The organism is Niabella drilacis (genome assembly GCF_900101395.1).
Lineage (GTDB): Bacteria > Bacteroidota > Bacteroidia > Chitinophagales > Chitinophagaceae > Niabella > Niabella drilacis.
The window spans coordinates 40358-65357 of the sequence record NZ_FMZO01000011.1 but is presented as its reverse complement, the minus strand read 5'-3'; the positions used below and the strand labels follow the sequence as shown (position 1 = coordinate 65357).

20 protein-coding genes are annotated in these 25000 nt (G+C 49.3%); 14 read left to right on the top strand and 6 right to left on the bottom strand.

Features of this window, described 5'->3' with window-relative positions; translation table 11 throughout:
• Positions 1-91: 91 nt before the first annotated feature.
• Positions 92-5866 carry an alpha-2-macroglobulin family protein gene (locus tag BLS44_RS17940; RefSeq protein ID WP_090391610.1) on the bottom strand — a complete coding sequence of 1925 codons (5775 nt, stop codon included), beginning with the start codon at positions 5864-5866 and terminating at the stop codon, positions 92-94.
• A gap of 161 nt (positions 5867-6027) precedes the next feature.
• Here BLS44_RS17940 and BLS44_RS17935 point away from each other — a divergent pair, with 161 nt between their 5' ends.
• The 3 genes from BLS44_RS17935 (at position 6028) to selD (ending at position 8853) form a co-directional block, all read left to right on the top strand.
• Positions 6028-6588 carry an AraC family transcriptional regulator gene (locus BLS44_RS17935; RefSeq protein WP_090391609.1) on the top strand — a complete coding sequence of 187 codons (561 nt, stop codon included), beginning with the start codon at positions 6028-6030 and terminating at the stop codon, positions 6586-6588.
• A gap of 133 nt (positions 6589-6721) precedes the next feature.
• On the top strand, positions 6722-7750 hold the full coding sequence (mnmH, locus tag BLS44_RS17930; protein WP_090391713.1) for a tRNA 2-selenouridine(34) synthase MnmH: 1029 nt from the start codon (positions 6722-6724) through the stop codon (positions 7748-7750).
• A gap of 59 nt (positions 7751-7809) precedes the next feature.
• The gene (gene selD / locus BLS44_RS17925) at positions 7810-8853 is read left to right on the top strand and encodes a selenide, water dikinase SelD (RefSeq protein WP_090391608.1); all 1044 of its coding nucleotides are present in this window, start codon (positions 7810-7812) and stop codon (positions 8851-8853) included.
• A gap of 617 nt (positions 8854-9470) precedes the next feature.
• Here selD and BLS44_RS17920 read toward each other — a convergent pair.
• The 3 genes from BLS44_RS17920 to BLS44_RS17910 form a co-directional block, all read right to left on the bottom strand.
• The gene (locus tag BLS44_RS17920; protein WP_090391607.1) at positions 9471-10787 is read right to left on the bottom strand and encodes a Gfo/Idh/MocA family protein; all 1317 of its coding nucleotides are present in this window, start codon (positions 10785-10787) and stop codon (positions 9471-9473) included.
• A 216-nt stretch (positions 10788-11003) separates the two neighbouring features.
• The gene (locus BLS44_RS17915; RefSeq protein ID WP_090391606.1) at positions 11004-12539 is read right to left on the bottom strand and encodes a flotillin family protein; all 1536 of its coding nucleotides are present in this window, start codon (positions 12537-12539) and stop codon (positions 11004-11006) included.
• 15 nt (positions 12540-12554) lie between these two features.
• A complete protein-coding gene (locus BLS44_RS17910; protein WP_090391605.1) occupies positions 12555-13121 on the bottom strand; it encodes an NfeD family protein in 567 nt (188 codons plus the stop codon).
• Positions 13122-13530: 409 nt separating this feature from the next.
• Here BLS44_RS17910 and BLS44_RS17905 point away from each other — a divergent pair, with 409 nt between their 5' ends.
• From BLS44_RS17905 to BLS44_RS17855, 11 genes are all read left to right on the top strand, one after another.
• The gene (locus BLS44_RS17905; protein ID WP_090391604.1) at positions 13531-14034 is read left to right on the top strand and encodes a hypothetical protein; all 504 of its coding nucleotides are present in this window, start codon (positions 13531-13533) and stop codon (positions 14032-14034) included.
• Between the two features lie 233 nt (positions 14035-14267).
• Positions 14268-15749 (top strand): Fe-S cluster assembly protein SufB, encoded by a 1482-nt coding sequence (gene sufB / locus BLS44_RS17900; protein WP_090391603.1) that lies wholly within the window; start codon positions 14268-14270, stop codon positions 15747-15749.
• Between the two features lie 143 nt (positions 15750-15892).
• Positions 15893-16351: a four helix bundle protein gene (locus tag BLS44_RS17895; protein ID WP_245729259.1), complete on the top strand. Its 459-nt coding sequence runs from the start codon at positions 15893-15895 to the stop codon at positions 16349-16351.
• Positions 16352-16398: 47 nt separating this feature from the next.
• Entirely contained in the window at positions 16399-17148 is a 750-nt protein-coding gene (gene sufC, locus BLS44_RS17890; RefSeq protein ID WP_090391602.1) for a Fe-S cluster assembly ATPase SufC, read from the top strand.
• A 138-nt stretch (positions 17149-17286) separates the two neighbouring features.
• On the top strand, positions 17287-18591 hold the full coding sequence (gene sufD / locus BLS44_RS17885; protein ID WP_090391601.1) for a Fe-S cluster assembly protein SufD: 1305 nt from the start codon (positions 17287-17289) through the stop codon (positions 18589-18591).
• 43 nt (positions 18592-18634) lie between these two features.
• Entirely contained in the window at positions 18635-19912 is a 1278-nt protein-coding gene (locus BLS44_RS17880; RefSeq protein ID WP_317039731.1) for an aminotransferase class V-fold PLP-dependent enzyme, read from the top strand.
• A gap of 160 nt (positions 19913-20072) precedes the next feature.
• Positions 20073-20471, top strand: a complete 399-nt coding sequence (locus tag BLS44_RS17875) for a hypothetical protein (protein ID WP_143019831.1) — start codon at positions 20073-20075, stop codon at positions 20469-20471.
• Between the two features lie 8 nt (positions 20472-20479).
• Entirely contained in the window at positions 20480-20920 is a 441-nt protein-coding gene (locus BLS44_RS17870) for a SufE family protein (protein ID WP_090391710.1), read from the top strand.
• Between the two features lie 62 nt (positions 20921-20982).
• Complete coding sequence (locus tag BLS44_RS17865) at positions 20983-21294, top strand: SUF system Fe-S cluster assembly protein (RefSeq protein ID WP_090391599.1); 312 nt, start codon at positions 20983-20985, stop codon at positions 21292-21294.
• Positions 21295-21337: 43 nt separating this feature from the next.
• A complete protein-coding gene (locus BLS44_RS17860; protein ID WP_090391598.1) occupies positions 21338-21805 on the top strand; it encodes an RrF2 family transcriptional regulator in 468 nt (155 codons plus the stop codon).
• Positions 21806-21964: 159 nt separating this feature from the next.
• Entirely contained in the window at positions 21965-22168 is a 204-nt protein-coding gene (locus BLS44_RS17855) for a hypothetical protein (RefSeq protein WP_090391597.1), read from the top strand.
• Between the two features lie 61 nt (positions 22169-22229).
• Here BLS44_RS17855 and BLS44_RS17850 read toward each other — a convergent pair whose 3' ends face one another.
• Both BLS44_RS17850 and hppD read right to left on the bottom strand, forming a co-directional pair.
• Positions 22230-23501: a pyridoxal phosphate-dependent aminotransferase gene (locus tag BLS44_RS17850; RefSeq protein ID WP_090391596.1), complete on the bottom strand. Its 1272-nt coding sequence runs from the start codon at positions 23499-23501 to the stop codon at positions 22230-22232.
• 176 nt (positions 23502-23677) lie between these two features.
• Complete coding sequence (gene hppD, locus BLS44_RS17845; RefSeq protein WP_090391595.1) at positions 23678-24808, bottom strand: 4-hydroxyphenylpyruvate dioxygenase; 1131 nt, start codon at positions 24806-24808, stop codon at positions 23678-23680.
• Between the last annotated feature and the right edge of the window lie 192 nt (positions 24809-25000).

The window sequence follows — 25000 nt, the reverse complement described above, 5'->3', positions numbered from 1 at the left end:
CCATAGTGGCCTACTATGCCTGCAAAATTTTCCTTGTTTCGCTCCAAAATAGCTTCATAATAAATTCCATCAATAAAATTTAAACAGGCTCTTACTCAACTGTGATCTTCTTCATCCCTTCCCTTCCATAAAATACCGGAAAGTACATCAGCTCGGCCTTGGCAGGATTAAGCACATAGCTGCCGGTATAGCGGGGCATCAGCATGATCTCAAATACATAATGGCCCTGCCGCATTTTAGTACAAAAGATGGCTGTTTTATTCTTTAAATATTCCCGGTGGGTTTCCACACCCCAGAACTGCTGGGGTTTACTTTCATAACTGCATCCGGCCGGCACCGGTACTTCGATCATTACATAGTCCGCATCCGCCTTTGCGGTAACCTCCACCCGGAGCCGTACAGCTTTCCCCGCTTTCAGTATCACCGTTTCCCGGTCGTTCTGCAGCAGTTTTGAAGTAACCGTAAAGTCTTTCGATACAGGTTGCGGCGCCCGGTTCTGATATTGCTGGTATGCCGTAAAATAAACCGGCAGGTCTCCTTCTTTTTTGATCCGCAGCAGGGTGCCGGCCTGGTACTGCTGCTCAAACGGGAATTTTTCAACCCGCGTACTATTGATCTCCATTGCAGCGGGTTTGGGTTTCCGGTTGCTGGTGAACAGTTCGGGTAAAATTGTTTCCAGGATCAATGACGATTCATAGGTATTACGCCACTCCCCGTCCTTTCTTTGCTCCAGGAAATATTGCCGGATACGGCCCAGCTCCGGGCTATAGCCGCCGCTGCGCCGTAATATCCGGTACATCAGCAGGGTGTTCTGGATGCTGTTATTCCAGAACCGCCACCCCTCCTCGCCCCAGTACATACCGCCGAACATGGTTTGTTTATGCAGCCTGAGCAGAGAATCCACTCCGATCTTTAGCCCTGCCTGCTGCTTAATGTCCAGGAACTCCAGGTATTCATACAGGCTCTTTTTTTGTTTCTGATAGATCGTATCGGCTTCCTTAAGCTGTACCCAGCTGCGGACCACCTGTGTACCATTCAGCTGTGCCAGCAGGCGTATCAGCTTGGGATGTGTGCCGGCCCCTTCATCTGCCACCCTCGCCTGCAGATAACGATATAGAAGGTCATTGTTCAGCTGTACGGTATATCCCTGCTGCTGTGCCTCCAGCAGGGCTTCTACCACGTGCAAACTGATCCAGGGTTCTACCTGTGTGCCCTGCCACCATCCCCATAAGCCGTCTAATGATTTGTTTTCATTCAGTTTTTTCAATAGAACCTGAATATGCTTTTCATAAGGGAAGGACTCTTTTAAATAGGCCCGCAGTTTTTTCTCCAGCAGCAGGGATTTCAATTTGGAGGCCAGCTGCTCATTGCAGAGGTATTCATAATCCCGCAGGCGCTTCATTTCTTCGAGCAATACCGGGAACAAGGAGGTTTCTGCACGCACGGTGCCGGTGCCTTTCTCCTGCTCAAAGCAGTATTGCACCATAGTATCGCCCTGTAAAACGTTAAACCAGCCTGCGGTTTCTTTTACACCTGCAGGATACAATGGTATGCTCCTGCGTTCGCCGTCAAAATATCCATTGGCCTGTTTTAATGTATATTCAAAACGAAGGCTGTCTGTGCCTTTTGCAGCGATCATTACCGTATCCAGGTGGGCATGGGTTACGGTAAGCTCACTGTTACGCAATGTGGTATCCCTGTACCTGAAACTGCGCACCAGCTTTTCGGGAAAGGGTGTGTAGTTCATCAGTTTGCCGATCACATTCATACTATCGCCTTCTACAGCAAACGATGGCGACACAAAATTGGCGCTTAGTGCTTTAAATGAGCGGATGGAACGCTCCAGGTATCCGCTCTGCCGCTGGTTTGTAACCGCTATGAAGCGTGTGTCCCAGCTGGTAATATCATCCGGGAAGGTTACGGTAAAGGATGCCTGGCCCTGTTCATCCGTTACCAGCTGCGGCTGCCAGAACCCTTCATCAGAAAAGCGTGTACGCAGGGTTTGTACGCCTTCCTGCACAATGCCCTGCTCATTTGCCCCGGTATTCCCTTTTTTGGTTTTAATGATGATAACACCGGACGCTGCCTTTGATCCGTAAAGGGCTGTTGCTGCTGCATCTTTCAGGATGCTCATATTTTCGATGTCTGCAGGATCCAATGCCTGGATATCCCCGTTAAACGGAAGGCCGTCCAAGATGACCAGGGGTTTTTCACCCTGCAATGTACCAACACCCCGGATCATCATGTGTTCATTGTTTCCTGGTCTCAGCCCCGCCACTCGTCCGGCCAGTGTATTGGATAATTCACTGCTCCCCATCGTTGTAACCGCTCCCACAATAGAACTTTTCTTTTGGATACCATACGCTACTACCACCACTTCATTGAGCTGGCTTCCGGCCGGCTCCAGTACGATGGTATCGGTTCGTTCACTGAGGCCGTCTATCTTTTTTGTCAGGAACCCGGCCATGGAAACAATGAGCAGGCCCCTGGCGGTTGTTTTTAATTGAAACCGGCCCCGGGTATCGGTGACCGTTCCTAACTGCTGATCCAGGCCCATTATTTCCATCGTGGCCCCTGCAACAGGCCTGCCGTCCCTTGATACAACCACTCCCTTTATTTCCTGGTCCAATGCCGCGGGATCCCAATAAGATCTGTTAAACAACCTTATGACCGCATCGGGCACGGGCGGCAGATAATAGCCGGGGGCCTCCACTTCTTTGATATGCTGATCCAGCAAAGCTGTGAACGGATCTGCGGCCCGGACAGCAAACGACTGCCAGGAATAATAACTGATCCCACCGGCATGCACCTGTACGTTTTCTACCTTAAAATACCGGTTGTCCTTTAGCAGGAACAGCAGGTTGTAATACCCGGGCAACAATAAAGAAGATTCAGTGGCCGTACCGCGATATACCTGTAAAAAATGCGGGCGCGATGGATCCGTAACCACGATGTTCTTAATATAAGGCAGCAGGCTGGTGAAAGCCGAATCTATGTAGAACCGGAGCCTTCCCGAAGCGCCGTAAGCGGCTGTACGTAAAGAAAACAATTGTGTAGTACGGCTGCGCAGATCATAGAAGTCGCTCCACAACCGGTCAACGTCTTCATCGCGCAGTACCTGCTGGCTGTAATTACGGCTCAGGGCATTAGCCCCGGAAAGGATGGTGTCAAAGAGATACAATCCCGGGTAGGACTTTTGGCGGATCAAACCGGGTGAGAACCGGTATACAAAGCCCGGTTCTTTTAAAAATGCCTGGTCGGTCAGTCCGGATTGAAAGAACAATTGGTTTGCAGGCACGGGGCCCACCAGTACATCGCCCTGTTTGCGGAGACCCTGGCCAGGCGGGTTGAGCAGCAAACGGGTGGAATCATACCGTATAAAAGCCCGCCCGCCGCCGAAATTATCCTCCACGCGTAAAAAATAGGATTGCAGCCGGTCCCGTTCCACCGGGTTCAGCACATTTTTAAGCCGGGTTACCTGAGCCTGCGTATTCAGCGTATCGGCCCGTACGCTCAATACGGTCCTCATGCCTTTTTTAAAATAAAAATCCCGGATCCACACTTCATGTTCGGGTGTTCGCAGGCGGATGCTGTGCGGCCCCGGTGTAATGCGGAATGCATACTGCTGCAGCTGACCGGCCTGTTCAAAATACACCGGAACTTCATCCACATAAATAATGCTTACCGGGTCAATGGCTCCATCTTTTACCACAAATGGGGCAAACTGTGTAATGCTGTCCCGGGAGGGCTCTGTAAACAGGTACAGGGTCTGCGGATTTGTGAAGCGGTAGTATTCGATAGTGTCCAGTCCAAGCTGCCGGCTCCATTGCGGCCAGTTCATCCCGATGTTCCCGCGGGCATCGGCCGTTTCGCTTTCGAAGATAAATGTACGCAGCGCCCTTTGATGAAAATCCGGCCCGAAATAGGGTACCCGGGGTGCAGGTGTATGGAACCTGGCCGTGTGTGCATACGCCGTAATATCTGCGCCCGGTACCGGCCGGCTATCGGCGTCCGATACTGCCACCTGTATCCGTACCTGCTGCCCGGGATAGATCACATCCGGTGCTGCCAGTTTCACTATTAAGGCGCGGGCATTATAAAGACTGCCTACCTCTTTTTGCTTTTCTTCATGGTTCCAAAAATAATTGATACGAAAATGTGCCGTTTGCCTGCTGCTGTGTCGGATCACTGTATCCAGGGCCGTGCCATAGCCTTTCAGGAGTACCTCATCACCGGAAAAAACCGTGTACCAGAAAGGGATCCGGTGCTCATTGGCAACTGCCAGGTACAGTTGTTTCTGCGTATGTACCGCAGCTATTTCCAGCGCATCGTCAAACTGGTAGGGAGACCGTTCTGCCCTTACCCCGTTATCCAGCACTACCTCGTAATCCACGGCCTGGTAATCCAGCGGAAGCGCGAGCGGCAACTGCACCCGCTGTGAGTCTGTTACCTGCGTTTCCGCCCTGGTATAAAGCCAGCCGGTCCCGGGTTTTGATACACTGTCCTCACGGTATTCTATATAAAGACTGTCCTTAACAAAACGGGCCAGGATCGTTCCCTTTTCTTTCCTCTTCTGTCCATCAAAATCCAGGTGTAGCCGGGAAGTCCGTACTTCATTATTGCTGTTGAGCATTTTGAAATGTACGGTGCAGGAAAGCTGCGCCGCGGGGAAGATGCTGTCGGGCAGTCTTAGCTGCGTCTCCCCTACGGGGTCCAGGTTTAGGGTAGTCTTCCAAAGCGTATCCGGTACAAAGACAGCGTTCTTATAGTATGCCGTAACAGCCTGGGTACAAACAGTGATCTCTACCCGCGCATCCGGAACGGTCAGCTCGTTTTCGTCCGTTGCCTTCATAAAAATGATCGCCGGCTCACCGGGATACTGTATCTTTTTATCGGTGCGTACATGAAACTGAAGTAACTTCAGCTCATATTCTTCATACCGGAACGTGCCGGATGCCCTTGTGACCGCTGCGCCGGCAGCCGTATCGATAAGCTGGATACTGTATTGCCGGTCCAGCACCAGCTGCAGGGAATCGGACAGTACAAACTGGCCGGTATACCCCCCGTCGCGGTAGGGCTTCAGCACGGCCAGGTTCTTTTGCCCTGAAATCCCGTTGAGCTGTACTGCTAACGGCCGGTCCCGGAACTCCGTTTTATTATCCGGGAATATATAGGCTTTGAATCTGACAGTATCATAAGGCTTATACTTGGGTTTGCTGAACACCAAAAAGCTGCTGTACCTTGCAGGCTCCGGTTTTTGCCGGCGTTTACGGTTAAAAAGCGCCCGGAGCTTCTTTACCGGGAACAGGATGCCGGGGCGTTTCCTGAAGTTCCTGGTTCTGCCGAAGGCATCTGTTTCATAGGTAAAATAATTGGTTACGCCCTTGTGTATTACTTTCAGGTAGCCATCGTACTTTGGATAGGCCCCCTCATATAAATGCGCCTGCTTATGATACCGAACCTGTTTGCCACCGGATGTGAACACCCGGGCATCCGTTACCGGTGCCCCTGTGAGATCCGTTATAATGAACTGGAACTCTTTTTGATTGTTAATAAAGGAGAGCCGGGCGTTGCCGTTCGCTATCAGTGTATAATGCAGCTGGTTGCCAATGGCTTTTACACCGAGGTAGTTGCCAAAAGACAGGGACTTCAATGGTCCTTTCCGGGTTTCGTAACGGTCTTCCAATGTATGCAGAAATGCAGCCGTTGCCTGTTGCGGCCCCAGGAGCAGCTGTTCCGTTTCCTTATCCGTAAGGCGGTAGACTTCGGTAAGCGGGCCGTCTGTACGGCTCGCGGAAAGCCGGTCCTGTGCCCATAGCGGACAAAACGGAAGCAATGTAGCTAGTAGCAGGATTCTTTTTCTCATAATATAAAAGCTGTACACAGGATGCAGCCGACAAAAGGATTACATAAACAGCCGGCTATTTTTTTGCGGATCACTACCGGTTTATATTTCCTGCCGTTTGTGAATTTGCTTAATTTTACGGGTTTCAGAAAAGCCGGATAGCCCCTTAAATAAAGAACACAATGAAGCTGTATATAAAGAACATGGTTTGTAACCGTTGTAAGATGGCCGTAAAAACGGAATTGGAAAAGCTCCATCTGCAGCCCGTTTCAATAGAGTTGGGAGAAGTGGAGCTTGAGCGGGAGCTCACCCCTGGTGAAAAAGAAGAACTGGAAGCCGGGTTAAATGAGTTGGGTTTTGAGCTGATCGACGATAAAAAAAGCCGGCTGATCGAAAACATTAAGAAACAAATCATCCAGCTGGTACACCAGCAGGACGGCGAATTAAAGGTAAACCTCTCCGATTACCTCAGCGGCCTGCTGCACCACGATTATAACTATATGTCGAACCTTTTTTCGGAAGTGGAGGGCTCTACCATTGAAAAGTATTTTATACATCAGAAGATAGAACGGGTTAAAGAATTACTGGTGTATGATGAGCTTTCACTCAGTGAGATCGCGTTCCGCCTCAACTACTCCAGCGTGGCTCATTTAAGCAACCAGTTTAAAAAAGTGACCGGTTTTACACCCAGCCATTTTAAAAATATCCGTGCCGGAAAGCGGAAACCGCTGGATATGGTATAACCCATACAGCATCTGTTGCCCCGGGCTCCGGGCTTATGCACAACGGCTGCCATTAACCTTTTGTCCGAAGATCAGGCAGGCAAAACGCGGCAAAAGGAAGCCACAAAATATAATACCTTTACGCGCGGAAAATATGACGCAAAACATCACAATAAGCGACTGGATACAACAGGCGCAAACGCTGCCACTGGCAGATGTGCGTACTCCTGCTGAATTTGCGCAGGGGCATATTCCCGGCGCCGTTAATCTTCCCCTGTTCAGCAACGAAGAGCGGGTGCAGGTAGGTACTACCTATAAACAGGTTGGCCGGGAGGAAGCCATCCTGCTGGGCTTTGAACTTACCGGTACCAAATGGGCCGGGTTTATCCGGCAATGCCTGCAGATAGCGCCAGGCAAGCGGATCGCCGTTCACTGCTGGAGAGGCGGCATGCGTAGCGGTGCCATGGCCTGGGCATTAGGCCTGTATGGCTTTGAAGTATACCAGGTAACAGGAGGCTATAAAGCCTACCGCCGGTGGGCGCACCGGCAATTTGAGAGGCCGTTTAACCTGCAGATATTGGGTGGCATGACGGGCTCCGGGAAGACCCGCCTGCTTCAGTATATGCGGCAGGAGGGCCAGCAGGTCATCGACCTGGAAGACCTGGCGCAACACCAGGGCTCCTCCTATGGCACCATGAACCGGATGGTACAGCCCACGCAGGAGCAGTTTGAGAACGAACTGGCCTGGCAGCTGAAAGATATGCACCAGGAAGCAGTATTGTGGCTGGAAGATGAATGCCAGAAGATTGGCAGGCGCAGTATTCCCCTGCCCCTCTGGCTCCGGATGCGGGAGGCCTTACTCATCGACCTGCAGGTGCCGGAAGAGCAGCGCGTGGTCACGCTTTTGCAGGACTATGGCCACCTGGACCCGGATTTCCTGGTAGAGGGCACGGAGCGTATCCATAAGCGCCTGGGGCCGGTTCAGACCAAAGAAGCCATTGCCGCCATTCGTGAAGGACGTATGGCTGATTTTATCCGGATCGCGCTGGTCTATTATGATAAAGCCTACCGCAAGGGATTGGGGATGCGCCCTGCAGGCAAAGTATTTGGACTGGTAGCATCGGGAAACGATATGGCCGCTGATAGCCGGCTGCTGGCTGCACTTGCTGCTTCACTAAAATAATCTGGATACCACGGAACGATCAGCGCTAAACGGTAAACTTTAACCGGAATTTTTTAATAATGGAAACAACAACATACAAACTTACCCAATACTCGCACGGTGCCGGTTGCGGCTGCAAGATCAGCCCCGCCCTGCTGGATAAAATATTACATACTGCAGCTCCTGTACCCCAGGCTGATCCAAGGCTGCTGGTAGGCAATGACAAACGTGATGATGCCGCGGTGCTGGACCTGGGCAATGGCACCGCCCTTATTTCCACTACAGATTTCTTCATGCCGATAGTGGATGATGCATACGATTTTGGACGCATTGCCGCTACCAATGCGATCAGTGATGTATATGCCATGGGCGGCAACCCGGTACTGGCCATCGCCATCCTCGGCTGGCCCATTAACCAGCTGCCACCCGAAGTTGCCGGCCGGGTGCTGGAAGGTGCCAGGGCGGTATGTGCGGATGCGGGCATTACACTGGCAGGCGGACACAGTATCGATTGCCCCGAACCGGTTTTCGGGCTTGCCGTAAACGGGCTGGTAGACCTGCCGCATTTGAAACAAAATGCTACGGCCACTGCGGGTTGCCGCTTATATCTTACCAAGCCCCTGGGGGTGGGAATCCTGTCTACCGCGCAAAAGCGCGGGCTGCTGCAGCCGGAAGATGCTGCTATCGCTCTAAAAACGATGACCACCCTCAACAAACCCGGAGCACTGCTGGGCCGGCTGGACAGTGTTAAGGCAATGACCGATGTAACCGGCTTCGGGCTTCTGGGGCACCTGGCCGAAATGTGTGCCGGCAGCGGGCTTTCTGCAGTAGTAGCATTTGACAGCGTACCGGTGATCCCCGCTATTACTTCCTATCTTGACCAGGGTTGTGTTCCTGGCGGAACCCAGCGCAACTGGAGCAGCTATGGAATGAAGATTGGGCCGGTTACAGAACGCCAGCAACAGATACTGGCAGATCCGCAAACCAGCGGCGGCCTGCTGGTAGCCGTGGAAGGAGACGGAGCCCGGGACTTTGAACAACTGATGCAGGAACAGGGCTATAACCTGGTACCTTTTGGATGGCTGGAGGCAGCGGACAGCAATGTGCTGATCCGTGTGGTATAACAGATCCCAGGTATTGATCTCCTGCAGAGCGGGAACAGTAATAATATGCCTGGCAGCGAGCTGTACCGAAAGTCGCTTAGGGCGCATTGTTGTTCTGTCCGCAGCGGATCAGCCTCAACCAGACGGAAACCATCTTTCAGATGCCGGAACCATCCCGATAGCGATCGCATGTGCGTCAAGATAAGCGGCAAAACCCTGAATGGAGTTATGCCCGGATAGCCGTCGGTTTATGGGCGATTGGCTTGCATTGAACCCCGGCCGGGGTTCAACCAGGATGCTGATCATTCACCCCGCGTTTCACGCGCGGTTCATTAAATACAACCCCTTAGGGGTTTACCATGGGATGAGCCCGGGATACTGGTGTGAGACGCGGGAATTTGCAAATTTGAATCCCGATGGTTCGCTTGTGCGTCAAGATAAGCGGCAAAACCCGGACGGGGTTATGCCCCGATAGCCGGCGGTGTAACTACCGGTTTATGAGCGGTTAATTATATATAGAAACGGTACCCATCCTTTGCCATGGTTACCCGCAATCTCCTGCCGGCTAAAATTAACCGGCGTGCATGAAATAGCGATCGGGATGGCAGGACAAAATAGCGACTTAGCAAACAGCCGCCTTAAGACCTGAGCTTCCATAGCCGGGGATCCCAGGCAAGCGCTTTCTGCTTCAGATAACTTTCATAACACAACAGCGATGCTGCAGAAGCCTGTACTCCGAACCGGGTATCTGCAATTGTTTTACCACCATTCCGGATAGCGGAGAGGAAGTTTACAAAATGATCGTGATGGGCGCCTCTGTTTCCTGCACCAACATTGAATTCATATTCATTATCCGAAACCTTGACCGGGGCCGATGTCAGCAATTCCTTCAGGCGGCCAAACAATCCAGTGTCCGTCTTCCCGTTGGTTTTAAGCACCACTTTGTCCCACCCCACGGTCAGTGATCCCCCTGCTCCTTTTATCGTAAAATCAGTGCTGCCCCATTTCTTTGAAACCCCATCCGCAAGATTGGCGGAAAGAGAAAGCGTAAATGCGCCTTTTTTATCCTGGTCCGGGTAATCGAGGTAACCCAGCAGCAGGTCCGGCGTGTCTCTCGAATTATTGGTATAATACCGGATCCCTCCTGTACTGTAGGCCTTTTCCGGCCCGGCTGCGTTCATGATAAAATGAGTGCTTGCTATCACGTGCACAAAAAGGTCACCTGCCACACCGGTGCCATAATCGCTCCAGCTTCTCCATTGTAAAAAACGCTGCGCATCAAAAGCATGTTTGGGCGCGCTCCCCAGGAAACGGTTCCACCAGATCGTTTTCTCATTCGCTTCCGGCGGAGCTACAAAGGGCTTTAAAGAGGAAGGGGCTGCAGTGAACTGTCCGTCAACCTGGCTTACGGCACCAATAAACCCTTCTTCCACCATCTTTTTGGCCAGCTGGTTTCCCCAGGACGACATACCCTGGCTCCCCATCTGGAAAATGCGCCCGGTTTTTTCCTGCGCTTCCACCAGCGCCCGGCCTTCCTGCAACGAATGAATCACCGGTTTCTCACAATAAACGTCCTTCCCCGCCTTCATCGCTTCAATGGCGATCTTCTGATGCCAGTGATCCGGGGTGCCGATGATCACCGCATCAATATCTTTGCGGTCCAGGATCTCGCGGTAGTCTTTTGTAAACAGCACTCCTTTGCCCTCCTGTTGCCGCAATGCATCCAGGTTTTTGTCAAATATATCACAGACACCGGCCAGTGTAGCCATGCCGGTAGACAGTGCTGTCTGCAGATCACTGGATCCCATATTGCCTTTGCCGATAACGGCCAGGCGTACCCGGTCTTTCGGAGCCACAGCCGTTGGTACAGAGGCTCCCGGTGATGATTTGGGAAGCGCCGATGCGGCTACGGCACCCATAAATACATTCCTGATAAACTTCTTCCGGGTATACATAGGAGGAGGATTGAATATGATGGCAATTACTGATCGCGTTATTGGGTGGCGCTCAAAAGAGACCGGATTAAAGATAGGATTCTTTTTGACGGTATCAAAACACCCTTAAAAGATAACAGCTCCTGATCCACCAATGGATGAACCAGGAGCTGTACAATAACATCGTCCGGGATCAGCGCCGCTATGCATTTCTGATATGGTCCCGGAGGGATGCTGTTATCCGTTATGACCGGCTTCTTCCCCCGGATGCTCTTTGGCAGGAAGATCCTTGTTCTTAAGATCTGCTCCTTTTAAATAGCTGGGAAGATTCAGGCCGGCCATATTGAACAGGTCATTGAGCGGCGGCACCGATTTCATCAGGCCCTGTACAAAATTTGCAGTTGAGCCGTTCCCGTTTTCGCCGGCGCCTCCATCCCATACGGTCACTTTGTCGATCTTGATATTCTTAACAGCCTCAACCTGTGTACGCACCAGGTCCGGCAATTTTTCAAGCAGCAGCAGCTGGAAGGCATTGGTAGAATCGCCCCCTGCAGCTTTTACCACCTTATCATAACCATCTGCCTGTTTGGTCAGGATCTCAAACAAACCCTTGGCTTCTGCTTCCATTTTTGCAAAGATCGCGTCGGCCTCTCCCTTCGCTCTCAGACGGATCCGCTCCGCTTCTGCCTCTGCATCGATGATGGCTTTTTGCTTGGCGATCTGCGCCGGTATCACCACGTTGGCATTTTGCGTGGAGCGTTCTCTTTCCGCACGTGCCTGCTCCGCTTTCTGCTCAGCAAGGTAAGACTCCTCCAGCGCTTTTGCAGATTGTACTTTTTCTGCGGTTACCGCAATTTTCAGGGCCTCCGCCTCTTTCTCCCGCCGCACTGCGTCTGAGTTGGCAATAGTGATCTTGGCATCATTCTCCCCTTTAACAGCCAGTGAATTGGCCATAGAGGTAGCGATCCGTGCATCCCTTTCTGCCTCGGCTTTACCAATGGCCTCGTCCTTGCCGGCAGCAGCAATGCTGATCTCTTTATCTTTTTGGGTAATGGCGATCTTTACATCCCGGTCACGGGTGGTTTCCGCAATCTGGGTATCTTTTTCCCTGTCGGCAACAGCTTTTCCCGTTTCCCCGATCTTGGTTTGCTCGGCTACGCTCACGATGGCTTCGTTGATGGCTTTTGCCGCCGCTTCTTTACCCAATGCTTCAATATAGCCGGACTCATCCCGGATATCCGTTACGTTTACGTTGATGAGCTTCAGACCGATCTTCTTCAGTTCGGTGTCAACATTCTTGGAGATATTATCCAGGAATTTATCCCGGTCGGAATTAATCTCCTCGATGGTCATCGTGGCAATTACAAGACGCAACTGTCCGAACAGAATATCTTTGGACAGTTCCTGTATCTGCTCCGGGCTCAGGCCCAGCAGGCGTTCCGCCGCATTGCCCATACTATCAGGCTCTGTTGAAATAGCAATAGTGAACCGGCAGGGCACATCTACGCGGATGTTCTGGCGGGAAAGGGCATTGGTGAGGTTGGCTTCAATAGAAATAGGCTTCAGATCCAGGTATGCGAAATCCTGGATCACCGGCCATATAAAGGCACCGCCGCCGTGTACACAGCGCGCAGAGCTGCCGCCTGTTTTACCATAAATGACCAGGATCTTGTCAGAAGGACAGCGTTTGTAGCGGGAGATCAGCGATACAATGGTCACAAACAGGATCAGTGCTCCTACCAGGATCAGAATAAAAGGTCCGTCAAAATTCATGAGTGGTTTGTTTTATCAGATTTTAGTTACAATTAATATACGGTCTTCAATACCCAGTACTTTAACGAGGGTTCCGGAAAACAGGCGTTCCCCTTCTGTAACAGCGGTTAGCTCGTGGCTGGTGTTATTATAGCTGATCTGGATCTTTCCCAGGCCGCTTCTCTTTTCCGGGATGGTCAGATAAACTTCGCCGGATTTTCCGATCAGTTTCTCCGCATTGAAGGTATTGTCTTCGGTCAGCTTCATGAGCTGCCGGATCACAAAGAAAAAAAGCAATACGAAAAAGATACCGATCACAACCGCAAGGGCTATCAGGAGGGCTTTGTTTTCCATAGAGTGAAAGAACGCCACACCAGTCCATCCAAACCCCATCAGGAAGTTGATCAGGTTGCGCAGGGAGAACATCTGGAAGGGGGCATCCGCCCCTGTAAGGTCCCCGTCAAAGTCCGCATTGATCCCATCGGCACCATGCCCGCCGGCAAAGGTCAGCACGGTCTGTATCAAAAAAACAATACTGGTAATAATGGCTACCCACCAAAATCCCTGAAGTAATGAGGGCATGCCCTCAAAAAATGCATTCATATTTTAAATAGATTAGATACAGCGTTTTTAAATGTCGATCTCCAGCAGTAAACTAACTGTCACAAATATAACTGAATCCGTATTCTTTTCCAATTCCAGGGAACATTCGCTGCATCCGGAGTCTTCCCGTTTTTTCAATACAGGCAGGACCCTTTACAAAGCGAAAACCTTTTTTTACAAACCGGCATGGAGGTCTGTGTCATGAGCAGGGGACAACCAAAGGCCTACGGGGGTATTGCTCCCGGTCCGGCCTGTAATCTGCCTGTCTGCCGGGAGAATCCGCGGCGGGCATTCCGTACCGGGTCCGATGCCCCGCCGGCATACAAAAAACAACTATTTTAAAAACTACCTGAAAACAGGTATTTTTTAAGGGGGCAGGTCCCTTACTTTTGCAAAAATTTTTATCATTATGAAATTGAAAATGACCTTATGTGTTGCACTCTTTTTAACTGCAACTGCACTGTTTGCGCAAAGTGATTACAAACAATCGATCGGTTTACGATTGGGCAGCGGTTACTATGACGTAGCCTCCGCTGCTTACAAGACCTTTTTTAATGATGCTTCTGCAATGGAAATAAACCTGGGATTCCGTCCCTATGGTGTTGCCGGGTACAAGTGGTTCAATGCATCAGCCGCGGCTACTTACCAGCACCATTTCGACATTAAACCTGTTGAAGGTCTGAAATGGTTCATCGGCGGCGGTGTGGTTGCGTCCAATTCGTTTTCCAATTACGATGACCGCAAAGGATTCAACCTTGGATTGTACCCGACTGCCGGGGCGGATTATAAATTCAAAAATATACCGCTTGCTGTTTCTGCCGATGTGCGTCCGACCTTCCATGTTGTTGAAGCGTACACCTACTACAACAGCTTTTACCCCAATGCAGGGATCTCTGCACGGTATACATTTTAAATCACACCCTTATTCCCTTACGGACCGCATCCACAATGAGTGCGGTCCTTTTTTATTTAAAGGATACCCCAGAAGCCGCCGTTTTTCATATTTGATCCGGAAAACCCCTCGCAACCAATACCCGGGTTATGGCCATTATCGCTACCTTTGCGGGCTCCCTGTATTCCTGATTTCATTTTCCATTTTTATTCCATTTATACTTTTTTGTACAAATAAAAACGTACTTTTGCAAAATGAGTATGGAAACAGATCAATTATTGCAGAGTAACGTAGCCGAAGAATCAGATGTTATTGAAAATCATGTAAATAGCGAATATAAGTATGGTTTTGTTACAGATATCGAAATGGAGTCAGCGCCCAAAGGGCTTGATGAGAATACCATTCGGTTTATCTCGGCCAAGAAAAATGAACCGGAGTGGATGCTGGAATGGCGTTTAAAAGCCTTTGCACAATGGCAAAAGATGCAGCCACCGCATTGGGCCAACCTTACCTACCCTACTATCGATTTCCAGGATATTATTTATTATGCAGCGCCCAAACAGAAGGTAAAACCCAAAAGCCTGGACGAGGTAGATCCGGAACTGATCAAAACTTTTGAAAAGCTGGGTATTTCGCTGGATGAGCAGAAAAGGCTCAGCGGCGTTGCCGTAGACGCGGTTATCGATAGTGTTTCCATCGGTACTTCATTTAAGGAGCAACTGGCGGAACTGGGAATTATTTTCTGTTCCATCAGCGAAGCCATCCAGGAACACCCGGAACTGGTACGGCAGTACCTGGCTTCCGTGGTTCCCGTTACCGATAATTTTTACGCAGCATTGAATTCCGCCGTATTCAGCGATGGTTCTTTCTGCTACATTCCCAAAGGCGTGCGCTGTCCGATGGAGCTCTCGACCTATTTCCGGATCAATGCGGAAAATACCGGCCAGTTCGAACGCACGCTCATCGTTGCCGAAGAAGGTTCATATGTAAGCTATCTTGAAGGCTGCACCGCTCCTATGCGGGATGAGAACCAGCTGCATGCGGCTATCGTTGAGATCGTGGCCATGGATCATGCAGAAGTAAAATACTCTACCGTTCAAAACTGGTACCCCGGCGATAAGGAAGGAAAAGGCGGTATCTATAATTTCGTTACCAAAAGAGGGATCTGCAAGGGCGTACATTCCAAGATCTCCTGGACGCAGGTAGAAACCGGTTCTTCCATTACCTGGAAATACCCCAGTGTGATCCTGCAGGGCGACCATTCCACCGGCGAGTTCTACTCCGTGGCAGTAACCAATAATTTTCAGCAGGCCGATACGGGCACCAAGATGCTGCACATCGGTAAAAATACCCGCAGCCGCATCGTATCCAAAGGGATCTCTGCCGGCCAGAGCCAGAACAGCTACCGCGGGCTGGTGCGTGTAGGTAAAAATGCCGCCAATGCACGGAACTTCTCCCAATGTGATTCATTATTATTAGGCGATAAATGCGGGGCACATACCTTCCCCTATATCGAGGTAAAGAATAATACAGGCGTGGTAGAACATGAAGCCACTACTTCAAAGATCGGCGAAGACCAGATCTTCTATTGCAACCAACGCGGTATCGATACCGAAAAAGCGGTAGCCCTTATCATCAATGGTTTTGCAAAAGAAGTAATGAACCAGCTGCCCATGGAATTTGCAGTAGAGGCACAAAAGCTGTTGGCGATCAGTTTGGAAGGATCGGTTGGGTAGTTTAAAGTTCAACGTTTAAGGTTCAAGGTTACGAGCTGCATTATTGGGTCAGCAGTTGAATTACTATCAGCTTCGTTGTGTCACTCACTTGTTTTGCAGTACATTACCCGGCAGCTTGCCGAAGCAAATTAATAAGGTGGCTATTGAACATTAAACCTAAAACTAAAAACATACCTACTGTAAAACGCTTTGAAGATCCCGAGATCTGGAAGGAAGCCAGAAGACTTTCAAATGAAATTCATAAAATTTCGGTTGAAACAGATCTTAAAAATGACTATCGTTTAAAGGATCAGATCCGTGCAGCAATTGGTTCTGTAATGGACAACATAGCTGAAGGTTTTGAACGAAACGGAAATGGGGAATTCAGGCAGTTCTTATCGATAGCTAAAGGTTCTGCCGGGGAAACGAGGTCTCAGTTATATCGAATTTTTGATTGTGGTTATATTGATGAAGTGCGATTCTCACATCTCAAAAGCGAATTGGAACAATTAAGTGGTAAGATCAAAAACTTTATTAGCTATTTGAATAGGAGCAGTTTTCTGGGAAACAAATTCAGGTCCAGGAACCAACCTGGAACTTCGGACCTGAAACCTGAAACTTAAACTTTCAGGGGTGAATTTTAAGTAAAAACGAAAATCAGATATAAAAAATGTTAGAAATCAAAGACCTCCGCGCAGGCATTGAAGACAGAGAAATATTAAAAGGTATCAACCTGGACATTAAGCCCGGCGAAGTACATGCGATTATGGGACCCAATGGTTCGGGAAAAAGTACCCTGGCGTCTGTACTGGCGGGTAAACAGGATTATGAGGTAACCGGTGGTTCTGTAACCTTTGAAGGAAAGGACCTGCTGGAACTGGCGCCTGAAGAACGGGCCGGAGAGGGCATTTTCCTGAGCTTCCAGTACCCGGTTGAGATACCCGGACTGAGCACGACCAACTTTATGAAAACAGCGGTGAACGAGATCCGTAAATACCGGGGACAGGAAGAGCTGGATGCCGTTTCCTTTTTAAAGAAAATGAAAGAGAAAATGGCCCTGGTAGAGATTGACCAGTCGATGCTGAGCCGCTCGCTGAATGAAGGTTTCTCCGGTGGTGAAAAAAAGCGGAACGAGATCTTCCAGATGGCCATGCTGGAACCCAAACTGGCCATCCTTGATGAAACAGATTCGGGTCTGGACATTGATGCGATCCGCATTGTGGCCAATGGCGTTAATAAATTACGTACCCCGGAAAATGGTATCCTGGTAATCACCCACTACCAGCGCCTGCTGGATTATATCATCCCCGATTTTGTGCATGTACTGTATAACGGACGTATCGTAAAATCCGGTACCAAGGAACTGGCTTACGAGCTGGAAGAAAGAGGGTATGATTTTATAAAAAGCGAACTGGCGTAGCATAATGTGCTCATGGGGAACTTTGAAGCATTGAAAATGGATACAGTACCGGGAGGCGTTCCCGGTTATTGATGGTTAAACCCGGTGTGGTACCATTCATTTTCAACTGTTCAAATTCCTAAATTTTCAAATTAAACAATGGATACAATAACATATTTTAAAGATCGTTTTGAACAACTGCAGGGACAACAGCTGGATTCCCGCCTGAAATCGTTGCGGGATGACGCTTTTAGTGCCTTTGAGCAAACGGGTATTCCTACGGTAAAGCACGAAGAGTGGAAATATACAAGGATCAATGATTTCTTTAACAAAGATTATCATTTTACAACAGACCTGAAAGAGCAACAGTTCCGTGCTCCGGAACTGCAGCCTTTTTTATTACCGGGGCATGAAGCAGCCAACAGCATTGTTTTTATAAACGGGCACTATCATGCCGAGCATTCGGTTTTACGTTCGGAGGAGCTGGAAGTGATATCACTGGAGGCAGCCGCACACAACCAATACGCTCCGGTGGTGGAAAAACACCTGGGACACAGTGCGGATTACCATAAAGATGGTATCAACGCGCTGAACACGGCTTTTATACAGGAGGGCGTTTTTATTCATATACAAAAAGGCAAAACCGTCAACCATCCGGTTTACATTTATAATGTGACCGATGCCCGCTCCGGGAATATCTTTGCACAGCCAAGGGCGCTGGTACACGTGGCAGAGAACGCGCAGGTAGAGATCCTGGAGACCTTTGTAACCGTTGGTGCCGACGAAAGTTTCACCAACCAGGTTTTTGAAATTGCAGTGGAAGAGAACGCCGTGCTGAACTTATGCAAGATCCAGAACGATGCCCCCAATTCTACCATTGTGAGCACCACGCATGTGCACCAGGTAGGCAAAAGCGTTGCCAATGTGGTAACCATTTCTTTAAGCGGCGGACTGGTACGTAATAATCTTAATATGGTAATGTCGGCCCCCTATTGCGAAGCCAACCTTTCCGGGTTGTACCTGCAGAACGGGCACACCCATGTAGATAATCATACCGTGGTAGACAACCGCCAGCCCAACTGCCTCAGCAATGAGCTGTATAAAGGCATTATGAACGGCCAGGCCACAGGTGTATTCAACGGTAAGATATTCGTGCGCCAGATCGCACAGAAAACCAATGCCTACCAGACCAATAAAAACATCCTGCTTTCCGGGAATGCAACGGTCAATACAAAACCACAGCTGGAGATCTTCGCAGATGATGTAAAATGTTCTCATGGCTGTACCGTAGGCCGTCTGGATGAGGAGGCACTGTTTTACCTGAAAGCCCGCGGCATCACCGATGCCACGGCACGTGCACTGCTCCTGCACGGGTTTGCGCTGGATGTGCTGGAAAAAATCGGATCAGAAGATGTAAGGGCGTATGTAAACGCACTGGTAACTTCCAATCTGCAACTGGATTAAGACAGGCGCAAAGGAAGCCCTGAACAGGGCGTTATAAGATCCAATGACATTAAAAATACAGGTGATGAGTAATGAAACGATGACAGCAGGCGAAAAAAACAAAGTATTGGATATTGAAAAGATCAGGAATGATTTCCCGATCCTCAACCGGCTGGTAAAAGGACATCCGCTGGTTTATTTTGATAACGCAGCCACTTCCCAGAAACCGGCAGCTGTTATCGACGCGCTGGTGCATTATTATACACACCTGAACGCAAATGTACACCGCGGCATTCATACACTGGCCGAAGAGGCCACGGCAGCATTTGAAGCTACACGTGATGCCATCCGTGGCTTTATCAATGCCGCATACCGGGAAGAAATTATTTATACAAAAGGGACCACAGAAGGAATCAACCTGGTAGCGTATACCTGGGGAAGGCAGCAGCTGCAGGAGGGCGATGAGGTGATCATATCCGGGATGGAGCACCATTCCAATATTGTGCCCTGGCAAATAGTGTGTGAAGAAAAGAAAGCCCGGCTCACAGTGATCCCCGTTACAGATAAAGGCGAGCTGGATATGGAAGCCTTTTATACCTTGCTTTCTGAAAAAACAAAGCTGGTTGCAGTTGTACACGTATCCAATGCGCTGGGTACGATTAACCCGGTTAAGACGATCATCGATGCCGCGCACGGGAAAGGCGCCCTGGTGCTGGTAGACGGTGCCCAATCCTCCATGCACCTGGATATTGATGTGCAGGCGCTGGATTGTGATTTTTTTGCATTATCTGCCCACAAGATGTTGGGCCCCACCGGTGCGGGCGCTTTATATGGTAAAAAACAGATTCTTGAAGCAATGCCCGTATTCAACGGCGGCGGTGAAATGATCAAAGAGGTAACGTTCGAAAAGACCACCTACAATGAACTGCCCTATAAATTTGAAGCAGGCACCCCCAATATAGCAGACTTTGTAGCATTCAGGCCGGCCATTGAATATATCAATGAGCTGGGTAAGGAAAACATCCGCAAACACGAAGATGCGCTCCTCTCCTATGCCACAGAGAAAGTAAGAGAGATCGAAGGGATAAAGATCATTGGAGAAGCTGCGCACAAAGCCAGTGTGCTTTCATTTGTTATTGATGGCGTGCATCCGCAGGACATTGGAATTTTGCTGGATAATAAGGGGATAGCGGTACGCACCGGCCATCATTGTGCCGAGCCGCTGATGAACCGTTTTTGCATACCGGGCACGATTCGCGCATCCTTTGCGGTTTATAACACCCTGGAAGAAGTGGATAAACTGGCGGAAGGGTTGAAAAAGGCAATTAAGGTATTGAAATAAAAAGGGGCCGGTAACCGTATAAAGTATCATGAAGAGCAAATGGCCTATATTCTTTTGTGCAGTCCTTGTTTTAACGGGACCCGCCCTTGGACAGCCCGCCGGCTCTTCAACATGCTATTCGGAAAAATCGCAGAACGTTCCGGGAAACGTATTTGACAAAATGGAAATATCTCCGCAGTTCCGGGGACAATCCGGTTTTGGCAATTACCTGGCCGTCCGGATCCCTTTTGCACAGCTGGCACCGGCAACACCCGGTAATGCGTTCACCGATACCGCGCAGGTCCGGTTTATTTTGTCGCCCGGAAAGGGAATGAGCGATCTTACGGTCACAAAAGCGCAGGGTGAGCGGTTTAAAAATGAGCTGAATCGTGCAGTGAAAGAATCGGCCTGCCTTTGGAGGCCCGGGGGCTTTAGCGGACGCGAAATGACCGGCTGGGTAGTATTGAATATTTATTACACGGTAGAGCGGAACAAAAATAAAAATGATTTCTCACTGCATGTGGGATATGAACTGGTGAACAAGTTTCCGGGCGGAAACGGCCAATGGAACGGTAAATGAGTTTAAAGATGACGAACAGTAAAAGCATACCCGAAATAGAACAGGAGATCGTTGAAGACTTTTCACTCTTCGATTCCTGGGACGATAAATACGAATACATCATTGACCTGGGCAAGAAATTACCCCCGCTGGATGATGCCTTTAAAAAAGAGGAGAACAAAGTAAAGGGCTGTCAGTCTACGGTATGGCTGGTAGCGGACTATATCGGCGGCAAAGTAATTTATAAAGCAGAAAGCGATGCCATCATCGTAAAAGGATTGATCAGTATGCTCATCCGCGTACTCTCCCATCATACCCCCGATGAGATCCTGGATGCGGATATGGACTTCATCAATAAGATCGGCATGACGAGCCACCTGGCGCAGACCCGGTCCAACGGGTTGCGGGCAATGGTTAAACAAATGAAGCATTACGCGCTGGCATTTAAAGGTTCAAAGTTCAACGCTTAAGGTTTAACGTTAAACTTCACCCCATCCAACCGGGTCATCCGGGCGGGTTTAAACAAAAAAATATGGAACCGGATACAATAGAAGAAAAAGTTATTAAGGAACTGCAAACCGTATTTGATCCTGAGTTACCGGTAAACATTTATGAGCTGGGACTGATCTATAAAATAGAGGTGCTGGATCATAACTATGTAAAAATCCTGATGACGCTTACGGCGCCCTCCTGCCCTGCAGCGCAGTCGCTACCGGTGGAGGTAGACCAAAAGATCCGTGCCATAGAGGGCGTAAGCGATGTAGAGGTAACCATAACCTGGGATCCGGCATGGAACAAAAGTATGATGAGTGAAATAGCCCAACTGGAATTGGGATTCTTATAAAACAGTATAAAAAGGAACAGGGAATCCGGGAAAAATTATTAAAATGAAAATTACCGCACAGGAAGAATATGGCTTGAGGATCCTGATCAGGCTCGCCGCCTGTAAAGATGAAGAGGGATTAAGCATTCCCCAGCTCAGCGATGCCGAAGGACTGACCACGCATTATGCGGCAAAAATTGCCCGTACCCTGCGCATGGCAAACTTTATCCGCAGTACTCCCGGTAACAAGGGGGGATACATTCTTGCCCGGCCAGCCGGCGAAATCATTATAAAAGAGGTGCTCGATGCCCTGGGAGGTGTATTATTTGATACCAGCTTTTGCGGTGCACACAAGGGGAATATGCGGTTCTGTACCAATTCGGTAGACTGTTCTGCCCGGTCGCTGTGGCAGATATTACAGCTGACTATTGACAAGCTGCTGGTACAGATCACCCTGAGCGACCTGATCGGAAAAGAGGAGGAATCCTCTGTGAAATTCAATAGCCTGGTACGCCAGAACCCGGTTTTGTGACCCTGCCCGGCTGGTTTTTAAGATATTTTTTTTTAAATAATTCATATTAAGTTGACAATCATAATATTGTAATAAAAATATTTTTTCATTGAAACCGGTTACCTTTTTTCAAAACCAGTATTAATATCAAATTATAATTTTAAATTAAAAAAACAAACAATGAAAAAATTATTTGCAATTGCTCTGATCGCAGTTTCTTTCGCAGCTTGTAACAGTTCTGAAACTAAAACTGAAGAAACTCCAGGTGCTGATACTTCCCTGAATGTAACTCCTCCTCCGGCTCCTACTCCTGATACTACAGTAGCTCCTGCCGGTCAAGATACAGCTGCTAAAGCTCCTGCTGCAGATACAACTAAAAAATAATTTAGTTATACTTTAGCAAAAGGTTATTAACCGCCGTCCCGATCTGATCGGGGCGGTTTTTTTATGCCTCCCGGGATCTGGAGTGATGCGCCGGCTCCCCGTTCTCCTGTAAAATTTTTTTAAATGCCCGGAGCATGGGACTGATCGCTTCTTTCCGGCAGGTGCCCACACTCAAACGGTACCATTTTTTACTTTTGGTAGCGCCAAAAACGGAAAAAGGAAGCAGGGCGATGCCCGCCCCGTTCAGCAACAGCGCTGAAGCATCACCCGGTATATCGATCTTTACAGTCAGGTAAATGGACGCCTGGGGTGCAATGGCATCTACCGGCAGCCCTTCCCGTTTAAATAGCCGGATGGCGTTATAGATCTGCTGCAGCCGGTCAAAGAGCTCTTTTTTGAAGGGATCCAGGAACTGTTTAACGGCATCCCGGGATTGTAAAAAAGAGGCAACGGCTTTTTGCTCGGCCATCGGCGCCCAGGCGCCCACATGGCTCAGCACGGCCTTCATTTTTGCAATGACAGGCTCCGGGCCATAACCCCAGCCCACGCGTACCCCTGTGGCTGCAAAGCCCTTGCTGATCGCATCTACATAAATACAATAAGGCTTTACGCGGGGGAAGACAGAAACCGGATCCGCATGCTCCGTTTGCTGATGCGTAAGCAGGTGATAGATCTGGTCGTACAGGATGTACAGTTTTTTTTTCCCGGGCCCGCGCCGCTCATTTTCTTTGACCACCAGCCGGCAAACATCTTTTAGCTGATCAGCGGTATAACAGGTGCCCGTTGGGTTTTGCGGGGAACAAAGGGCCAGCAGGACGGCATCGCTTATATGTGGAGCTATTTCTTCCGCTACCGGCATAAAATGATGTTCCGGCCGGGTTTCAATCCGGCAGTGATGGCCTTTTGTAAGCTGTACATAATAATTGTTATTCCATGAGGGTACGGGATAGATCACTTTATCGCCCGGATCCACGATGACCTGGTAAGCCGCATAGATCAGCGGGCGCCCGCCGGCTGCCACCAGTATATCCGATGCGGGATAGCACAGCCCCTGAACATCCGCTATAAATGAGGAAAGGGTTTCTCTCAGGTCGGCATTTCCCTCGGCCAGCGGGTAATTCGTCTGCCGGTTCCGGTAAGCGTCAATAATGGCTTCCTCCAGTACCCGGGGAATCGGGAACACCGAAGGGTCAAAATCGCCAACGGTAAGATTATAGATCTTTTCACCGTTGCGGATGCGTTCCTTTACGGCATTACTAAAAGCCAGTATGGCCGACCCTGGTATCGATGCTGCTAATTGCGAGAGCTTTAGTTGAGATGTAGAATGTTGCATATAAAATGTGCAATGTAGTGTGATGTTAAGTCTGTTTTGCCGCCACTGAATACACAGAATCACTGAGTTCTTTTCTATGCTTCCGCGTTTCTGTGGCAACTATAGTACGCCTTTTTATGCTTAACATAACAGTAGTATGTAAAACCGAACGCGCTTAATTGCCCGTTGACCAGCGTCTACAGGTTCCCCCTGGATTCCTGTTCCCGCTCCAGTGCTTCAAACAAGGCTTTAAAATTGCCTTTCCCAAAGCTTTTGGCGCCTTTGCGCTGGATGATCTCAAAGAACAGCGTGGGACGGTCTTCCACGGGTTTTGAAAATATCTGCAACAGGTATCCTTCTTCATCCCGGTCGATGAGGATCCCCAGCTCTTTTAGCGGCAGCAGGTCCTCATCGATGGCACCCACCCGATCCAGCACGGTATCATAATAATTGTCCGGTATCTTCAGAAACTCCACGCCGCGGCCCTGCAGCGCCGTTACTGTTTCAATGATATTATGGGTGGCCAGCGCTACATGCTGCACCCCCTCCCCATTATAGAACTCCAGGTATTCCTCTACCTGTGATTTTTTCTTTCCCTCCGCCGGTTCATTGATCGGGAACTTTACAAACCCGTTGCCATTGCTCATCACCTTGCTCATGAGCGCGGAATATTCAGTGGAGATATCGGTATCGTCAAAGGATAAGATATTCCGGAAGCCCATCACATCCTCATAAAATTGTACCCATTTATTCATCTGGTTCCAGCCTACGTTACCCACGCAATGGTCTACATATAGTAACCCTGTACCTGGTGGATTATAACGGCTCTCCCATTTCTTATAACCAGGGAGAAAGGGGCCTTTGTAATTTTTCCGTTCGATAAAAAGGTGGATGGTATCGCCATAAGTGTGGATGCCACTCATGATCACTTCCCCCTGTGCATCCGCTGTTTTTACCGGTTTCATATAACTTTTGCCGCCACGCCTGGTGGTTTGTTCCCAGGCATCGGTGGCGTCATCCACGCGCAGCGCCAGCATCCGCACGCCGTCGCCGTGGCGGGTAAGATGTGCTTCTATTTCTGCACAGTTCTTTATAGGGGTGGTGAATACAAAAGTGAGTTTGTTCTGGCGCACCACGTAGCTGGCTTTTTCTTTTACACCGGTTTCCGGACCGGAATAGGCCAGGGATTGGAACCCGAAGGCCGTTTTATAAAAATGTGCAGCCTGTTTGGCATTGCCTACATAAAATTCAACATAATCTGTGCCTTGCAACGGTAGAAAATCAACAGCGGGCGCAGCCGCTGATGCCATAAGATTTGTATCAGACATAACGATAATTTTAAGGTAAAAGAAGTCCCGCGGGCGGGAAGCATAAAGGATAGCGGACCGTTAGCAGCTTCGGTCTGTAGACAGTGCTTCTATCAGCAGCACATAATTGATGCGCTTATCTGGGAAAACTTTATATGGATAATCGGGCCGCACTTTAAAAATAATAACAAATGTACGTTATTTTACTAAATG

Bases quoted from the DNA above. Each gene is read 5' to 3' on its own strand.
- BLS44_RS17940 (WP_090391610.1), bottom strand. From the start codon at position 5,866: ATGAGAAAAAGAATCCTGCTACTAGCTACATTGCTTCCGTTTTGTCCG.
- BLS44_RS17935 (WP_090391609.1), top strand. From the start codon at position 6,028: ATGAAGCTGTATATAAAGAACATGGTTTGTAACCGTTGTAAGATGGCC.
- mnmH (WP_090391713.1), top strand. From the start codon at position 6,722: ATGACGCAAAACATCACAATAAGCGACTGGATACAACAGGCGCAAACG.
- selD (WP_090391608.1), top strand. From the start codon at position 7,810: ATGGAAACAACAACATACAAACTTACCCAATACTCGCACGGTGCCGGT.
- BLS44_RS17920 (WP_090391607.1), bottom strand. From the start codon at position 10,787: ATGTATACCCGGAAGAAGTTTATCAGGAATGTATTTATGGGTGCCGTA.
- BLS44_RS17915 (WP_090391606.1), bottom strand. From the start codon at position 12,539: ATGAATTTTGACGGACCTTTTATTCTGATCCTGGTAGGAGCACTGATC.
- BLS44_RS17910 (WP_090391605.1), bottom strand. From the start codon at position 13,121: ATGAATGCATTTTTTGAGGGCATGCCCTCATTACTTCAGGGATTTTGG.
- BLS44_RS17905 (WP_090391604.1), top strand. From the start codon at position 13,531: ATGAAATTGAAAATGACCTTATGTGTTGCACTCTTTTTAACTGCAACT.
- sufB (WP_090391603.1), top strand. From the start codon at position 14,268: ATGAGTATGGAAACAGATCAATTATTGCAGAGTAACGTAGCCGAAGAA.
- sufC (WP_090391602.1), top strand. From the start codon at position 16,399: ATGTTAGAAATCAAAGACCTCCGCGCAGGCATTGAAGACAGAGAAATA.
- sufD (WP_090391601.1), top strand. From the start codon at position 17,287: ATGGATACAATAACATATTTTAAAGATCGTTTTGAACAACTGCAGGGA.
- BLS44_RS17880 (WP_317039731.1), top strand. From the start codon at position 18,635: ATGACATTAAAAATACAGGTGATGAGTAATGAAACGATGACAGCAGGC.
- BLS44_RS17875 (WP_143019831.1), top strand. From the start codon at position 20,073: ATGGAAATATCTCCGCAGTTCCGGGGACAATCCGGTTTTGGCAATTAC.
- BLS44_RS17870 (WP_090391710.1), top strand. From the start codon at position 20,480: ATGACGAACAGTAAAAGCATACCCGAAATAGAACAGGAGATCGTTGAA.
- BLS44_RS17865 (WP_090391599.1), top strand. From the start codon at position 20,983: ATGGAACCGGATACAATAGAAGAAAAAGTTATTAAGGAACTGCAAACC.
- BLS44_RS17860 (WP_090391598.1), top strand. From the start codon at position 21,338: ATGAAAATTACCGCACAGGAAGAATATGGCTTGAGGATCCTGATCAGG.
- BLS44_RS17855 (WP_090391597.1), top strand. From the start codon at position 21,965: ATGAAAAAATTATTTGCAATTGCTCTGATCGCAGTTTCTTTCGCAGCT.
- BLS44_RS17850 (WP_090391596.1), bottom strand. From the start codon at position 23,501: ATGCAACATTCTACATCTCAACTAAAGCTCTCGCAATTAGCAGCATCG.
- hppD (WP_090391595.1), bottom strand. From the start codon at position 24,808: ATGTCTGATACAAATCTTATGGCATCAGCGGCTGCGCCCGCTGTTGAT.